Origin of the sequence: Akkermansia sp. UNK.MGS-1 (genome assembly GCF_000980515.1) — a bacterium.
In the GTDB taxonomy this organism is placed as follows: Bacteria; Verrucomicrobiota; Verrucomicrobiia; order Verrucomicrobiales; family Akkermansiaceae; genus Akkermansia; species Akkermansia muciniphila.
In genome coordinates, this window is sequence record NZ_LBCB01000010.1 from 94,120 (window position 1) to 110,461 (window position 16,342).

The 16,342-nt window shown below is 57.6% G+C and carries 9 protein-coding genes and 1 tRNA gene; 8 read left to right on the forward strand and 2 right to left on the reverse strand.

Annotation, left to right across the window (positions count from 1 at the left end; all coding sequences use genetic code 11):
• Positions 1 to 731: 731 nt before the first annotated feature.
• From metH to WW58_RS06505, 6 genes are all read left to right on the forward strand, one after another.
• On the forward strand, positions 732 to 4,493 hold the full coding sequence (metH, locus tag WW58_RS06475) for a methionine synthase (RefSeq protein WP_046436300.1): 3,762 nt from the start codon (positions 732 to 734) through the stop codon (positions 4,491 to 4,493).
• A 17-nt stretch (positions 4,494 to 4,510) separates the two neighbouring features.
• The gene (locus tag WW58_RS06480) at positions 4,511 to 5,287 is read left to right on the forward strand and encodes a threonine/serine ThrE exporter family protein (RefSeq protein WP_046436302.1); all 777 of its coding nucleotides are present in this window, start codon (positions 4,511 to 4,513) and stop codon (positions 5,285 to 5,287) included.
• Positions 5,284 to 5,787 carry a threonine/serine exporter family protein gene (locus tag WW58_RS06485; RefSeq protein ID WP_012420990.1) on the forward strand — a complete coding sequence of 168 codons (504 nt, stop codon included), beginning with the start codon at positions 5,284 to 5,286 and terminating at the stop codon, positions 5,785 to 5,787. Before WW58_RS06480 ends, WW58_RS06485 begins: the two co-directional genes overlap by 4 nt.
• 94 nt (positions 5,788 to 5,881) lie before the next feature.
• Positions 5,882 to 5,956 (forward strand) — tRNA-Gln (locus tag WW58_RS06490).
• A 178-nt stretch (positions 5,957 to 6,134) separates the two neighbouring features.
• Positions 6,135 to 7,544: a homoserine dehydrogenase gene (locus tag WW58_RS06500; RefSeq protein ID WP_253822207.1), complete on the forward strand. Its 1,410-nt coding sequence runs from the start codon at positions 6,135 to 6,137 to the stop codon at positions 7,542 to 7,544.
• 20 nt (positions 7,545 to 7,564) lie between these two features.
• Positions 7,565 to 8,782: an aspartate kinase gene (locus tag WW58_RS06505; RefSeq protein ID WP_012420992.1), complete on the forward strand. Its 1,218-nt coding sequence runs from the start codon at positions 7,565 to 7,567 to the stop codon at positions 8,780 to 8,782.
• A 423-nt stretch (positions 8,783 to 9,205) separates the two neighbouring features.
• On the opposite strand, the gene WW58_RS06515 is transcribed toward WW58_RS06505, so the two are convergent.
• Positions 9,206 to 9,703: a thioredoxin family protein gene (locus WW58_RS06515; protein ID WP_157738285.1), complete on the reverse strand. Its 498-nt coding sequence runs from the start codon at positions 9,701 to 9,703 to the stop codon at positions 9,206 to 9,208.
• Positions 9,704 to 9,816: 113 nt separating this feature from the next.
• Between WW58_RS06515 and WW58_RS06520 the strand changes: the two genes are divergently transcribed.
• Complete coding sequence (locus WW58_RS06520; protein WP_012420995.1) at positions 9,817 to 10,536, forward strand: YwaF family protein; 720 nt, start codon at positions 9,817 to 9,819, stop codon at positions 10,534 to 10,536.
• 92 nt (positions 10,537 to 10,628) lie between these two features.
• On the opposite strand, the gene WW58_RS06525 is transcribed toward WW58_RS06520, so the two are convergent.
• A complete protein-coding gene (locus WW58_RS06525; protein WP_102748578.1) occupies positions 10,629 to 12,002 on the reverse strand; it encodes an NADase-type glycan-binding domain-containing protein in 1,374 nt (457 codons plus the stop codon).
• 694 nt (positions 12,003 to 12,696) lie between these two features.
• Between WW58_RS06525 and WW58_RS06535 the strand changes: the two genes are divergently transcribed.
• The gene (locus WW58_RS06535; protein WP_046436307.1) at positions 12,697 to 16,239 is read left to right on the forward strand and encodes an adenosylcobalamin-dependent ribonucleoside-diphosphate reductase; all 3,543 of its coding nucleotides are present in this window, start codon (positions 12,697 to 12,699) and stop codon (positions 16,237 to 16,239) included.
• The last annotated feature ends 103 nt before the right edge of the window (positions 16,240 to 16,342 follow it).

The following is a 16,342-nucleotide window of genomic DNA, read 5'->3' on the forward strand; positions in this document are numbered from 1 at the left end:
AAAGGCTTTGAGAAAAAGTCCCGATGTTTCACGGGGCTATCCATCTTGGAGTAAAAAACCTCTCTCTTTTTCAAGTGAAGTATAAGAAGGAAAAAGGAATTTTTGCTATTCATGTCGTTTCAAAATCCGGGAATCATTTGTTTTCAAAGATTCCCTTCTCTTTGAATTCATAATGACCAGCATTGCTTCTCAGAGGAGAAAAGCTTCTCTCCCTGAAAATTTTTTATCATGATGAAGGTTGCGGATTAGAAATCCGCTCTTCATTTCTGGAAAAGAAAATGTTTCTTTATCGGGTAATATTCAGAATGCCTGCCAGCAAATAATGTTACTGAAAAAGTACGCTTTCATCCCTTCCCTATGTTCGGCATGAATGAATTTTCCGCTATTGAAACATAAATAGTCATTCCAGTTATACACATGTTATTATCATTTTATTCATAATTTTTCTTCCTTTTTCTCCAGTCCCCGCATTCTTTTTCCCGGGAACAGCGTGAAACAGGAAAGGGACATACGGAAACGGAATAAAAAAATGGAAATTTCCCATCCTTCCAGAAAATCCGGAATGAAACATAAAATTTTCACAGGCGTTTTTACTTTCCGTAAATCATCCCCATACCTTTTCCATTCCCTTGAAAACAGGTTCCTTCCATTTCCCCGGAGCAATACGGGAAAAACGTGACGACAATTGTCCTTGTTCCAATGACGGACGGGCGGTAGATTTTCCGCGCCATATGAGCAGAGCATCCAGAACAGAACGCCTTGATTACCTGAAAGACCAGTTACGTAAAAGGGTTGTCATCCTGGATGGCGCCATGGGCACCAATATCCAAAAATTCAGGCTGGGAGAGGGAGATTACCGCGGAGAACGTTTTGCGGATGCGGAATGCTATCCCAACGATTTAAAGAATAATAACGACCTTCTGGTTCTGACCAGGCCGGATATCATTCTTGATATTCACCGCCGCTTTCTTGACACGGGACGGACGGATATTCTGGAAACCTGCACCTTCGGAGCTACCAGCATCGGCCAGCATGATTATTTCTGGCACCGTCCGGAGGAAGGCAGCCACAAGGACCAGCAGTATTTCCAAGAGGTGGTGGACGCCCCCGAATTGAAGGCCCTTGTCCGGGAATTGAATTTGGCGGCAGCCGCACTGGCCCGGCAGGCATGCGACGAAGCGGAAGCTGCAGACGGCAAGCCCCGCCTGGTGGCCGGGTCCATCGGCCCCATGCCCGTCACCTGTTCCCTGTCCCCCGACGTGAATGATCCCGGTTTCCGCGCCGTGAATTTCCGCCAGCTCAGGCAGGCGTACCGGGATCAGGCGCTGGCCCTGCTGGAAGGGGGGGTGGACATGCTGCTGGTGGAGACGATTTTCGACACGCTGAACGCCAAGGCAGCCCTGTTCGCCATTGAAGAAATTTTTGAGGAACAACCGGAAAGCTCTGTTCCGGTCATGGTATCCGTAACGCTGACGGACAAAGCCGGACGCACGCTGTCCGGCCAGACGATTGAAGCATTCTGGAACTCCATCCGCCACGTTCGCCCCTTCTCCGTAGGCATCAATTGCGCCCTGGGGCCGGACCTGATGCGCCCCTTTGCGGAAGAACTGTCCGGACTGGCAGATTGCCACATGTCCATTTACGCGAATGCCGGGCTTCCCAACCCGCTCAGCCCTACCGGCTACGACCTTCTGCCGGCGGATATGGCCCGGTTCATGAAGGAATACGCGGAACAGGGCCTGCTGAACATCGTGGGCGGCTGCTGCGGAACCACTCCGGAGCATATCGGCGCCATTGCGGCTGCCGTGGAAGGAATGCCTCCGCGCGTTCCGGCTCCCCAAACGCCCGCGCTTCGCCTGTCCGGATATGAAGCGTACAACCATACGCGGGAAAAAAACACCCTCTTTGTCGGGGAACGCTGCAATGTGGCGGGTTCCCCCAAATTCGCCCGCCTGATTCGTGAAGGAAATTACGAGGAAGCGGTATCCATTGCCCGGCAGCAGGTGGAAAACGGCGCGCTGGTATTGGATTTCTGTTTTGACGACGGCCTGATCGACGGGCCGCAGGCCATGGTCCGCTTCCTGAACCTTGTTTCCGCAGAGCCGGATATCGCCCGCGTTCCTTTCATGGTGGATTCCTCCAAGTGGGAGGTGCTGGAAGCGGGGCTCCAATGCATGCAGGGCAAGGGAATCGTGAATTCCATTTCTCTGAAGGAGGGGGAAGAAGAATTCCTGAAGAAAGCGGCGCTGATTAAAAAGTACGGCGCAGCGGTCGTGGTCATGGCGTTTGACGAACAGGGGCAGGCCGCCAATTACGAGGACCGCGTCCGCATCTCCAGACGGGCCTATGACTTGCTGGTAAACCGGGTGCAGTTTCCTCCGGAAGACATCATTTTTGACCCGAACGTCCTGACCGTAGGCACCGGCATTGCGGAACACGCCGATTACGCTCTTGATTTCTTCAAGGCCGCAGGCTGGATCTCCCGGAACCTGCCGCATGCCCACATTTCCGGCGGCATTTCCAATGTCTCCTTTGCTTTCCGCGGCAACAACCCGGTGCGGGAAGCCATGCATTCCGCTTTCCTGTACCACGCTACGCAGCAGGGTCTGGACATGTGCATCGTGAATGCCGGGATGCTGGAGGTGTACGACAATATTCCCAAGGACAGGCTGGAGCTGATTGAAGACGTTCTGCTGAACCGGAGGACGGACGCCACGGAACGCCTGACGGATTACGCGGAAAAACTGGCTGCGGAAAAAACCGGAGACGGAAAGGAGAAAAAAACCGTACAGGCCTGGAGGGAGCAGGACGTTGCCAAACGTCTGGAATATTCTCTTATCAAGGGCATTACCGAATTTGTTGACGCGGATACGGAGGAGGCTTTTCAGGAGCTGGGGTCTCCGCTGAACGTGATTGAAGGCCCTCTGATGGCCGGCATGAAGGTCGTCGGGCAACTGTTCGGGGACGGCAAAATGTTCCTGCCGCAGGTGGTGAAAAGCGCCCGCGTCATGAAACAGGCTGTAGCCTGGCTCACCCCCTATATAGAAGCGGACAGCAAAGGAGCCGCCAAAGCGGGAAAAGCCGTAATCGCCACCGTGAAGGGGGACGTGCATGACATCGGCAAAAATATCGTCGGCGTGGTGTTGGGCTGCAATGGTTTTGAAATGATTGACCTGGGCGTCATGGTCCATTGCGATACCATTCTGGACCGGGCGGAAGCGGAACAGGCGGACCTGGTGATGCTTTCCGGGCTGATCACCCCTTCCCTGGAAGAGATGTCCCATGTAGCCGCGGAGATGGAACGCCGGGGGATGACCATTCCCCTGATGGTGGGGGGAGCTACGACGTCAGCCCTGCATACGGCCCTGAAAATAGCCCCCCATTATCAAGGAGCCGTGGTGCATACGGAGGATGCCTCCCAGGTGGTTCCCGCAGCCGCCTCCCTGGTGGGAGAAAAAAAGGATTCCTACATTGCCGCCCTGAAGGCCCGGCAGGAGGAATTGCGCAACAATCATGAAAACAAACCCGCCCGGGACCTCCTGCCCCTAGAGAAAGCCAGGGAATTGCGCTGGAAGGGAGCGGAAGGCGGCTATCTCCCCCCCGTTCCCGCCCGTCTTGGCCCGGTTTCCATCGGCAGCCTGCACAGCTCCGTAAGCTGCGGCTGCTGCAGTGACGACCCACGTTATTACGTAACTGTTCAGGAGCTTATCGAGCGCATGGACTGGACGCCTTTTTTCCACGCCTGGGAGCTGCACGGCACATGGGACCGCGCCCGCCGGGAGTTCCGCACCAAAGACCCGTCCAAGGCTGAGGCGGCCGCAGCGCTGTACCAGGACGCCCTCCGCCTGCTGGAACAGGCCGTGAAGGAAAACCGCTACCAGGCGCGCGGCGTCATAGGCATTTTCCCGGCCAATTCAACAGCCAGCCATGACGACATCACCGTCTGGGCTGATGAATCCAGAACCATTCCCCTGGCTACGCTGCTGACGCAGCGCCAGCAACTGGACAAACAGGGGAAACCCCGGCTGGCGCTGGCGGATTTCATTGCTCCCGAAGGCGTCAGGGATTACGTGGGGGCCATGGCGGTCAGCATCCACGGCTCCCGCCGCTGGGCAAAGGAATGGGAAGCCAGAAACGACTCCTACCGCGCCCTGCTGGTCAGCTCTCTGGCGGACCGCCTGGTGGAGGCTTTCGCGGCCATCGCCCATGACAAGCTGCGCCTTTTGTGGAATATTCCGGAAGGGTCCGGCGTGCGTCCTGCCTGCGGGTACCCCAGCCAGCCGGACCACCAGGAAAAGGAAACCGTCTTCACCCTGCTCCACGCCCGGGAGGAAGCGGGCATGAGCCTGACGGAAACATGGATGATGCAGCCCGTTTCTTCCGTCTGCGCCCTCGTCTTCTCCCATCCGGAAAGCACTTATTTCTCCGTGGGCGTCACTGGGGAAGACCAGCAGGAGGATTACGCCTCCAGAAAGCGGGCCTCCCGGCCCTGACCTCCCCTTTCCCTTTTATGCAGCATACCGACCAGATACAGGCCCTTTCGGAATTCCTGCTGGAATACGCCACCACCCTCATGGGCGCGGGAGTGCATACCAACCGCGCCGTGCGCAATATTTCCCGCATTGCCGCCGCGTATGGATACAGCGCGGACATGACCATTTTCCAGCGCAATATCACCATGAGCCTGATCTGCAAGGATGACGAGACGCTGCGCCGCACCTCCGTCCGGAAACTGAAACCCCTGGCGTTCAACCTGAACCTGATCCAGCAGCTCAGTGAATTGAGCTGGCTCCCGGTGGACAACAACGTCAGCATTGCGGAAATGGAACAGGCATTCCGCTCTATGGTGCGCACCAAAAGATTTTCCCGCTGGACGGACCTGCTCCTGGTCAGCGTAGGCAACGCCGCCTTCTGCCGCCTGTTTAACGGAGACCTGTGGGCCATGCTGACCGTGTTCGCCGCCACCATGCTGGGCTTTCTGGCCAAGCAGCAGCTTACCCGGTTGAAATACAATCCGCTGGGGGTCATCATCCTTTCCGCCTTCACCGCCTCCATGGCGGCCGCGTGCGCCGTCCTTTTCCAGATAGGCTCCACACCGCAGATCGCCCTGGCGACCAGCGTCCTGTTCCTGGTGCCCGGCGTCCAGATGATCAACTCCATCATGGACCTGATGCACGGCCACATCCTGATGGGCATCTCCCGCGGCATCCATTCCATCATGATGATTGCCTGCATCGCCATCGGCCTCTCCGCAACCATGCTCATCGTAGGGGTAAACAGCTTATGAATCCGGATCTTATTTCCTCCATCCTTCTGGACGGGCTGATGGCCGCCATTGCCGCCACGGGATTTGCCGTCATCTCCAATCCGCCCAGGCGCGCCATTGCCGTTTCCGCCGTTCTGGCGGCCGTCGGCCACGCTTTCCGCTTTTACATGCTGCACTCCTGGACCATTGACATTTCCAGCGCCACCTTCATTGCCGCCTTCACCATAGGCATGCTGGGCGTCATGACGGCCAAGCTGGTGAAGTGCCCGGCGGAAATATTCGCTTTCCCTTCCCTCCTGCCCATGATTCCCGGCGTGTACGCCTATAAGACCATCCTGGCCCTGATGCAGTTCATGCAGGAGAACCAGGACGCGGCCGTCATGAACCGTCTGATTGTGGACATCTGCAAAAACGGCATCACCGCCTTCTTCATCATCTTTTCCCTGGTTATCGGAGTAGCCATACCCATGCTGATGTTCAAACGGTTGAGCTATACACGCATCATCAAGCCGGGGCATTGACCTTCAAACAAGGGAGACAGGGCATTTTTCTCTTGCCAGACTGCGTCCCGTGTGGTTTACTACGCCCCGCAACGGCAGAAACGCCTGAGCAGACAGCCCCATAGTGTAATTGGTAACACACCTGATTTTGGTTCAGTATTTCTAGGTTCGAGTCCTGGTGGGGCTGCCAATCCAACCCTCCTTCAAGGAGGGTTTTTTGTTGCCTTTTTTCAGGATTCATCCTCTCCCGGAGCAAGCTTGAACGCCATTCCCCCATCATCCGCACAGATTCTTGAAAATCCAGCAATCGTCCTGCCGCGCATGGAACATGCGGGGGTGGAGGGAAATGCCGGAAAGAAGGGTATTCCATGAGCATCGCACACACGGCATTCCGGGACGGTAAAAGCTCTTGCGTTACAGGGATTTTTTTGCATAATCCCCCGGCAGGAATGACGGAAAAACCTATACAACTTGGGCTTGCCGGGCTGGGAACGGTCGGTTCCGGCGTTTACGAAACGCTGTGCCGCAATCATGCCCTTCTGGAAGCCCGGAGCAAGATTCCTTTCAGGCTTAAGCGCATCGCCGTGCGCAACCTGGAAAAGCCCAGGGAAACCGTCGTTCCCCGGGAACTGCTGACGGACGATTGGCAGGATTTGGTAAACGACCCGGAGATAGACATCATTATTGAGCTGATTGGCGGAACGCGCCAGGCTTACGACCTGGTGACGCTGGCCCTCCGTGCCGGCAAGCCCGTCGTTACGGGGAACAAGGCTCTTCTGGCCGAGTACGGAGCGGAGATTTTCAAGCTTTCCGCGGAAATGGGCACCCCCATTTATTTCGAAGCGTCCGCCGGCGGCGGCATCCCCATTATCCAGAGCTTGCAGAATTCCCTGATTTGCAACCACATCAATTCCATTGTGGGCATTATCAACGGAACGTCCAACTATATTCTCTCCGCCATGGGGGAACACGGGGCCGATTACGCGGACGCCCTGGCCCAGGCACAGAAGCTAGGCTTCGCGGAAGAAGACCCCTCCCTGGACGTCAACGGCTGGGACGCCGCCCATAAGGCGCTCATCCTGGCGATGCTGGCCTACGGAACGACCATTTCTCCGGATAAAATTTACGTCAGAGGCATTGAGAATATCACCAGCCGGGATTTCGAGTTCGCCAAAAAACTGGGCTATACCATCAAGCTCCTTGTCGTCATCCGGTACCATGAGGGGCAGGATGACGCCCTGGAACTGCGCGTCCAGCCCTGTTTTGTCCATGACTGGCATATCCTGGCTTCCGTGAACGGCGTGTTCAACGCCATTTCCGTCAACGGGGACATTGTGGGGGAAACGCTGTTTTACGGCCGCGGAGCGGGCAAGAACCCCACAGCTTCCGCCGTCATCAGCGATATCATCACCGCCATGCGTGAAAGCCGCTATCCGGAATACCATACGGGCTTCAATCCCTATGCCAAGGCCTGCGGGATCATGCATATCAATGATACGGTCACTCCGTATTACGTCCGCTTCCAGGTGGCGGACCAGCCGGGAGTCATTGCGGAAATAGCCCGCGTTCTGGCCACCTTCGGCATCGGCATTTCCGCCACCTCTTCCGCCCCCAGCCATATTGATGAAGGCGGAGCCCCCTGGAACGACCTCGTTTTCATCCTCCATTCCTGCCCGTGGGGCCAGCTCCAGAAGGCTCTGGAGGAAATAACCCGCATTTCCTGCGTGGCGGCGGAACCCCGCGTCCTGCGCATAGAACATCTTCTTCCTCAATCCTAACCTACATATCATCCTGTTACATGGCTCTTATCGTTCAAAAATTCGGGGGCAGCTCCGTCGGCACCATTGACCGCATCCGCAATGTAGCGCGCCGCATCCATGAAACCGCCAGGGAAGGCAACCAGGTGGTCGCCGTCGTTTCCGCCATGAGCGGCGTGACGGACAAGCTGATCGGGCTTGCCAGGGAATTGTCTGAAACGCCTTGCGAACGTGAACTTGACGTGCTGATGGCCACCGGCGAACAGCAGTCCATCGCCCTGCTCTGCATGGCCCTGCATGAACTGGGTGAAAAAGCCATGTCCTTTACGGGGGCGCAGGCCGGAATCACCACCTTCGGCAGCCACACGCGGGGGCGCATCCACAGCATTGACCCGACGCTGATGAACAAGTACCTGCAGGAAGGCAACATCCTTATCTGCGCCGGCTTTCAGGGGGTTACGGAAGAAGGAATGGTCCAGACGCTGGGCCGCGGAGGTTCCGACCTCTCCGCCATCGCCATCGCGGCCGCTCTGAAAGCGGACGTGTGCCAGATTTTTACAGATGTGGACGGCGTCTATACCTGTGACCCCCGCGTGGTCAAAGACGCCAAGAAGATACAAACCCTTTCATATGACGAGATGCTGGAAATGGCTTCCAACGGGTCCAAGGTGATGCAGTCGCGTTCCGTGGAATTCGCCAAAAAATTCGGTGTCGTCTTTGAAGTTCGCAACTCCATGAACAACAACCCCGGTACAATCGTGCAAGAAGAAACCCCCTCCATGGAAGCCGTCGTCATCCGAGGCATTTCCATTGACCGCAACCAGGCCCGCGTCACCATTACCGGCATTCCGGACCAAATCGGCTACACGGCCCAGATACTGGGCGCCCTGGCAGAAGCGGAAATCAACCTGGATATGATTCTGGCCAATACTGCCCACGACGGCTATGTCCGCCAGTCCTTTACGATGCCCTCCAACGAACTGGGCCGTGCCCAGGCCGCCCTTAAACCGGTCATGGCCGCCCTCGGCTCCACCGTCAAGGTGGAAACGGAAGCGGGGCTGGCCAAGCTCTCCCTGGTCGGCATCGGCATGCGTTCCCACTCAGGCGTGGGAGCCACCGCTTTCAAGGCCCTGGCGGATGCCAACATCAAGACCGGCATGATTTCCACCTCGGAAATCAAGATTGCCGTGATGGTGGACGAATCCGATATTGAGGAAGCGGCCCGGGTAGTACATAAGGCGTTCAACCTGGGAGCCTGATTTTTCAGTATTTATCAACTCGTTTTTCCGCGCCGGTTCACGTCCCCGTGAACCGGCTTTTTCATGCGGCAAAAAAAGCAGCCCCTTCCCGGAAGAGGAATGCCATCCCCCCGTTTCCTGCCAATTCCCGAATGAAGGAAGAGCGTCTCTCTCCGCATGCTGTTGCGGGCGGAATGGCCGTCACAGGAATACAGGAGAATGATGCCGCCCTTTCCCTGTTCCGGTTTTACCGGCTTGCCGCCTGCGTTTTTTCAGCGTTCACATAAAATCCATACCTCCAGAAACGGAAATTCTCCGGTTCTCCACGCAGGAAAGGGAAGTCCTTACAGGTACGGAGCAAAAAAGGCACAACAAACAAAAGGTTCATTTACAGGGAATCAACCGCCCCCCGCACCGCACAGAGGCTGCCGCAGCCCATCCCTTCTATTGCACCCGTATCGTCTGCTCAATCAGTTCGTTCAGGCGCGGCGCAGTAATGCCGCCAACCATATCCTTCAGCTTCATCCCTTCCAGATACAGAACCGTCAGCGGGACGGCTTCCAGGCCATATTTGCGAGCTATGTCCGGATAGGCATCCGCATCAATCAACACGGCAAATGCCTTGCCGTCCTGCGATTCGGCATAAGATTTTACCGCCTGGACGTAATCCATGGCCGGGCGGCTCCACGAAGCGTAAAAAACAAGGAGCACCTTGCGGCCGGATAGTTCCGTAAGCTGCCGCATGTCCTCACCCTTGTAATCCATCCATACGGGGGCCTTTTTCTTAGGTTTTGAAGGAGGGAGGACTTTTTTGGGAGGGTCAAACGTCCTTTCCAGAGGGCGCGGAGCGGGCTTTTTTTCCGCATAACGGGCGCGCCGTTCACTGGAATCGTCGCACCCGGTCAGACCGGCCGCCAGCAAACCGCAGACCAATATGAACAAGCCCTGTTTCATCCGCAGGCAAGTATGCCCGGAGAAGGCGAATTTGCAAGCCTGAAACCCGTCCCGCTTTTCGCGTTGCCCCTCCCCCTTCTTTCTGTTACGGTGAAGGTTGCATGAATGGCGTCCCTCCACTGGAATTCGCAGGGGTTTCCCACTGGGCGGCCCTGGCCGTCCTCCTGGCGGCGGGAGCCTGCATCCTGGAGCTGGGGCAGTCCTACAAGAAAACCGTCAGAAACCGCACTACCTTCTGGCTGGGGGCGGCCTGCCTGTTCAGCCTGGTTCCCGACCTGGCCGCCATGCTGGCCGATGAACCGGAAAAGAACTGGACATGGATGCTCCCCCTGCATTTCTGCTCCGTCATGCAGGTGGTGTGCGCCCTGAGCCTGTGGATACCCTCCCGGCGGCTGCGCTCCGTGGCCTATTACTGCGTGCTGTGCGCAACCCTCCAGGGGCTGGTGACTCCTTCCGTGGCCCATGATTTCCCCTCATGGACGTATTTTGCCTTTTTCCTTTCCCACGGCGTGACAGTCATCACGGCGCTTTACCTGCCTCTGGCTCTGGAATGGAAGCCGGCGCGCTGGGACTTCCTGTGGGCTTTTTTGCTGGCGAATGCGTACCTGGTGGCCATTCATCCCGTCAACATGCTCCTGGGAACCAATTACGGGTTTACCGTGGCCACTCCCGCCGGAGGGTCCGTGCTGGACTTTCTCGGGCCATGGCCCTGGTATCTGCTGTGGATGCAGGTTCCGGCGCTGGCGCTGATGTATCTGCTCACACTCCCCTTCCGCCGTTATCCCAGGGGCCGCACGGGCAGTTCCCTGTTCCGCCATTGAAAGGGAATCTTTCTTCCCAGCCCCGCCGCTTCCGACGGAATCCCCGCAAAACGGCCCGCCCGCTTCCGGAAAAAAGAGCCCCGGAAAGTTCTTTATTGTATAATCGGCTTGAGGATGCCGATGTAGGTGTCCGATGTCCCTGTTCCGCGATAAATGGAATTAATCCTGATCTTGATGGTATGCACAGGCTGCCTGTAATACGGAGGCACGACGATCTGCGGAGTCCAGTCATCCCGCAGCGTGGCGTCAAAAGTATAAGTCCCGTTCAGCGTCACCTGAATGCCTTTGGGGCGGCTGAACATGGAGTAGGCAATATTCGGGTGCCTCCGGGCTTCCGAATCCTTTTCCGGGTCGGTCACCGGGGAAATGCCGGTTTCCAGCATGATTCCCAGCAGCCGGCCGGGTTTCCTGAGCCTGATTTCCAGGGTTTCCCCCTGGCCGTCCCCGGAAACGCTTTCCGCCCAATAACCGGAACTTTTTTTCAGATTGTCCGGGGAACATGGAACCCCGTAGGGGTCCCTGTCCAGGGTGGAGCTGGCAGTCACGTCATACTGGTCCGTCAGGACGCCCCTTTCTCCGCGGACGGTAATCCGCCCATCCTTGTCCAGCACCCACCCGGGCCCCGGAGTAAGCACCAAGGAGGGAGCGTAGGGCCTGCCGTCCGCTCCCAGCAGAGACCAGGTATAAACGCCTTTGGGCGTCGTCACGATGGATTTGGCATCCGCAGAGGGATCCAGCTTGACGGACTGGTTGGTCATCTCCGAGCTGTACACATTGACCACCGCCCTGGGGGTGCCCCCTGTCCAGGTCATTACCGGAGAGGTAAGCAGCGTCAGGCGCGGTTCCCCCATGTGGACCTTCGGTTCCGGCGTAATGGCAACGTCCTGCGTATAAGGAACGGAGAACTGGAAGGTAAGAACATGGATTCCCGCCTTGTTGGGAACCTGGGCCACCAGCCAGTGAGTTATGCCGGCAATGGGAAACATGGAGGGAGCGTCCGCCTGTAGATGCCGCCCCTCCACCAGGGAAAAATCACATTTCAGATCATCCACGGATGTGACGACGTCCTGCACCGCTTTCGTAAAAGGGAGGCTGCGTATGGGTTCCTGCCTGGCGGCATTGGCCTGTTCATCAGGCGGTTCGTACTGGAACGGCACGCCTACGGAAATGGTTTTCCCCCTGATTCCCCTGGGAATATCCAGCGCGCAGGTGTAAATGAGGAAAGCCTGGTGCTGCTTCAGGGAAACAGTAACGTCCAGCGCGTTCAGCCGGATTCCGTCCGCCTGCGTCAAATCCATGGGAACGGGCAAGCCGGGAACCGGAGCGATGCATTGAAAGGATATCTCCTGCTGGCGGGGGCGGTCCGCTTTTTCCGCGGCGGTCTGTTCCTTCTGCTGGGGTTCGGCGGCCATGCCCGGCACGCAGCATGCAATGCCGGCCAGCCAGATCAGGGTAGCCAATCTCATGGCCGTTAGATTAACGCGTGGCAGCCCGTTCATCAAGTCCATTTAGGGGAGGGGGAAAAGGCCCCTTCCGTACCCGCCCTTTTCCCTGAACAAACAAGGGCGGCCCTCCTTTGAACCAGCGACGCCCGCAGCAGGAAAACATTCGTTCCAAACTCCGGAATTGGTCGCTTCATGCCCTTGGAAGCGGGTTCCGGGGTTCCGCCGGGCCATCTTTCCGCTTCTCCGGCAGAAAGATGGCACATGACAGGTAAAAACCAACTGAGGGGCATCGGAGGGCCTTTCCCGCCACAAACCAACATAATTAACTCATTAACAACAATCGGTATCCATTGTTGCGTATTTGCAGAAAGACCGTGTTCTTCCGCTTTCCGGGCGCCGTTAACGTACTCTTATTACCAGGTTTTTTTATGAAAAGCCCGTTTCCGTGGGAGAGGCAAAACGCCCAGCCGCCCCCTCTTCGCCAAACAAAAAAAGAAGCATGCGGAAGACAGAAAAAATCACGCAAGACAGGAGAATTTTTTCTAGAAAACAGGACAAACAATACAATATATAGTGTATATAAAAAAATACTGTACAATATTTCCTTTTCATCAGGATTATTTTTCAGTAGATAATGCACACGCTACGCGCCGCCGCCCCATGACGAAGCGCAAGCCTACGGGATTATTCCCAAACCTTTCTACTTCGCAATCCAATGACCACAGACAACTCGCAAACCATACTCAAACTGCGCACAGGCCAGGAAATCATCCTCCCCCAGAGGAAAGACCTGCTGGGCGGTTTGAAATTCACCAGAAGATTTTCACACAATGAAGTCCACCCCTATGATGAAGTGGACTGGACGCGCCGCGACGTCCGCATTATGGATTGGAAAACCGGCAAGACCATTTACGAGCGCCTGGGTCTGGAAGCTCCGGCCCACTGGGATGACAACGCCGTCAAAATCACGGCGGACAAGTACCTTTTCGGCAGCGAACCCGGCTCCCTGGAATATGAAGACAGCTTCCGCAATATCTACGACCGCATTTCCAATACCTATACCGTATGGGGATGGGAGGAAGGCTACTTCGCCACGCTGGAGGACGCGGAAATTTTCAATGAGGAAATCAAGGCCATGCTGGTACAGCAGATATGGGCGCCCAACTCCCCCGTCTGGTTCAACATCGGCCACTGGGAGCAGTGGCGCTGGGGACGCCCGGACCTGAGGGAAAACTACACAGGCCACGGCAACAAGGCCTACCATACCAAGGGAACCAAGAACAATCTGAAAACCTTCATGGTCCAGTCCACGTATGAATACCCCCAGTGTTCCGCCTGCTTCCTGACGGAAGTGGGAGACAGCATGGAGGATATTCTGGACCACCTGACGACGGAAGGCCGTATTTTCGCGTCCGGTTCCGGCGTGGGCATCAACCTGTCCACCCTCCGGTCCTCCAAGGAGCCCATCAGCGGCAAGGGCCGCTCCTCCGGCCCCATCTCTTTCGACCGCGGCTGGGACCGCATGGCCGGAGCCATCAAATCCGGGGGCAAGACGCGCCGCGCCGCACGCATGGTCCTGATGTTCAGCGACCACCCGGATATTTTCGAATTCATCAATACGAAAAACCGCCAGGAAGACATCGCCAAGGTTATCCTGCGCGAACACAACGTGCATGTGGAGCTCAAGCAGATTGCGGAGACCAAGCTGGTTGCCGGCACTCCGGCGGAAAAGGCCGCCGCCCGCGTCATTCTTTCCCTTCCCCTGGCCACCCGGAACAGTTTTGACCCGCACATGGACGCCCTGCTGTACGGGGAAACGCTTTCCCACCAGAACGCGAACCATTCCGTTTCCCTGAAGGGGGATTTCTGGCAGGCGCTCGCCAATAACGGCAATACCTACACGCGCTGGGTCACGAATCCGGCCCACATCGAACAGACGTTCCGCGCCCAGGAACTTCTGGAAGCCATGGCCCAGTCCATCTGGGACAACGGGGAACCCGGCGTGCACAATAACGACGTGATCAACCTGTGGAATCCCGTCAAATCCATCGGCACCATCACTACGTCCAATCCCTGCTCGGAATACGTCTTCCTGAACAATACGAGCTGCAACCTTTCCTCCTTCAACGCCTATCGATTCCTGATCAAGGGAGAGGACGGCAAGCCCGTTTTTGATGCGGACGCCCTGACCCACGCCGCCCGCCTGGCCATGGTCTGCGCGGACCTGAATGTGGAACGCGGCGGCTTCCCGATTGAAGAAATCGCGGAGGGCACCTACAAGTACCGCACCACGGGCATCGGCTTCGCCAACGTGGGCGGCTCCCTGATGGCCCTGGGCGTGCCTTACGATTCCGACGAAGGCCGCTGGATTGCCTCCCAGCTTTGCAGCGCCCTGACGGCGGCCTGCTGGACGGCCTCCGCGGAAATGGGCGCGGAACTGGGTTCCTACGTGGAATACCCCGCCAGCAAGAAAGACCTGCTCGCCGTGCTGCGCCTGCACAACGCAGCCCAGAAACTGGCAAGCGCCCTGCCCTCCCAGAAGGACTCCAAGACGCTGGACGACCTGATTGAGAACATCATCGCCAATGCCGGAGGGATCCTGCCGGAAGCGCAGGGGCTCACCGCCTCCTATGCCCTGCATGCCTACCTCAAGAGCTTCAAGGCCCCCACCATGATGAACAGGGAGCGCATCGCCCCTGCGGCCAAGCTGGCGGAAGCCGCTTCCGACATGTGGGCGAAGGTGATCAAGGCCACGGCGCACCGCAACGCGTTTGTTTCCGTGATGGCACCCACGGGCACCATTTCCGCCCCGCTGGGCTGCTATGATGAAGGCACCACTTCCATTGAGCCGGATTACACGCTGGTGAAATGGAAGCAGCTGGCGGGCGGAGGCTCCCTGAAGATGTTCAACCGCCTGGCCCTGGAAGGCCTCCGCTCCCTGGGTTATCCGGAAGACTTCGTCAATGAAGCCGCTCTGGAAGTGGCGGGCCTGGACGGCCTGATTTCCGCGTTCCAGGGGAATATGGATTACGTCGTGAACCAGCTCATTGTGGACCCCTGCAATGACCAGGCCGGCCCCGTGCGCCTCGCGTGGCGCCGCCTGCTCTCCGGCACGGAATCCCGCAGTGAAATTCAGGAAAAAGTGGCTTATATCAGCAACCCGGCCAACATGGCCGTGCTGACGGCGGATGAACTCGCCGTAGTCAACGGAGCCGCCCATATTGAATCCATACCGTGGCTGAATAAAAAGGACCTGCCGGTCTTTGACTGCGCCGCCACCAACGGCAACGGCATCCGTGCCATTTCCCCCGCCGGCCATGTGCTGATGCTGGGCGCCCTCCAGCCCTTCATCTCCGGCGCGTGCTCCAAGACGGTCAACATGCCCGTCTCCGCCAGCGTGCAGGATATTTACGATTCCCTCATCATGTCCCACGAGCTGGGCGTGAAGTGCATCGCCATCTTCCGCGCCGGCTCCAAGGCGAATGCCGTTTACGTGGTGGATACCCCGGAAACGCGCATGTTCAAGGCCAACCACGTCTGGGAACAGCTGGTGAATGCCGGCTCAGACGCCATTGACGAAATCATCGCGGAGGCATCCAAGCCGCGCCAGCGCAAGCTGCCCGGCCGCCGTCTGGGCCAGACCGTCAAATTCTCCGTAGGCGGCCAGCTGACGGGCTACCTGACGGTAGGCGTCTATGCGGACGGCACCTGCGGGGAAGTTTTCGGACGCCTGGGACAAGTCGGCTCCTTCGCCTCCGGCATGTTTGAAGCTTACTGCAAGCTCCTCTCCACCGCCCTTCAGTTCGGCGTGCCTCTCAAGGAAGTGGTCAAGGGTTTCCGCAATTACTCCTTCGAACCCTCCGGGTTCTGCCGCGTGGGGGACGATACGGAGGCGGACACCTGCACGGAAATCCGCTCCTGCGCTTCCGTGGTGGATTTGATTGCCAAGATTCTTGCGTGGCTTTTCCCGGAAAGCAACGGCTACCGCCTGCGGGACGTATTCTCCATCCCCATCGTCAGCCTTCCGGGCCAGGCTCCGGATACGACAGTAAGCGTGCTGCCCCCCCGCATCATCACCGCTCCGGCGCATCCCGCTACTCCGGCCCTGCCGGAAATTCCCGCCGGAAAGGTTCCGGAAGGAACGATGCTCAACGGCGCCTCCCTCTGCCCGCAGTGCCACTCCCTGGCCTATGTCCAGGACGGCAAATGCAAATCCTGCCGCTCCTGCGGATACAAGGACGGCGGCTGCGGGGAATAAACGGTAACCAGATCATTCCAGACCCGCTCTTTCCGGGCGGAATCCGGCTGCTGCCGGGTTCCGCCCGGTGAATTTACGGAAAAGGTATTTTTTCCGGGAGAGA

Excerpts from the sequence above, each read along its gene's own strand:
- WW58_RS06485 (WP_012420990.1), top strand. The coding sequence starts at position 5,284 with ATGAATCCGGATCTTATTTCCTCCATCCTTCTGGACGGGCTGATGGCC.
- metH (WP_046436300.1), top strand. The coding sequence starts at position 732 with ATGAGCAGAGCATCCAGAACAGAACGCCTTGATTACCTGAAAGACCAG.
- WW58_RS06480 (WP_046436302.1), top strand. The coding sequence starts at position 4,511 with ATGCAGCATACCGACCAGATACAGGCCCTTTCGGAATTCCTGCTGGAA.
- WW58_RS06525 (WP_102748578.1), bottom strand. The coding sequence starts at position 12,002 with ATGAGATTGGCTACCCTGATCTGGCTGGCCGGCATTGCATGCTGCGTG.
- WW58_RS06505 (WP_012420992.1), top strand. The coding sequence starts at position 7,565 with ATGGCTCTTATCGTTCAAAAATTCGGGGGCAGCTCCGTCGGCACCATT.
- WW58_RS06500 (WP_253822207.1), top strand. The coding sequence starts at position 6,135 with ATGAGCATCGCACACACGGCATTCCGGGACGGTAAAAGCTCTTGCGTT.
- WW58_RS06520 (WP_012420995.1), top strand. The coding sequence starts at position 9,817 with ATGAATGGCGTCCCTCCACTGGAATTCGCAGGGGTTTCCCACTGGGCG.
- WW58_RS06535 (WP_046436307.1), top strand. The coding sequence starts at position 12,697 with ATGACCACAGACAACTCGCAAACCATACTCAAACTGCGCACAGGCCAG.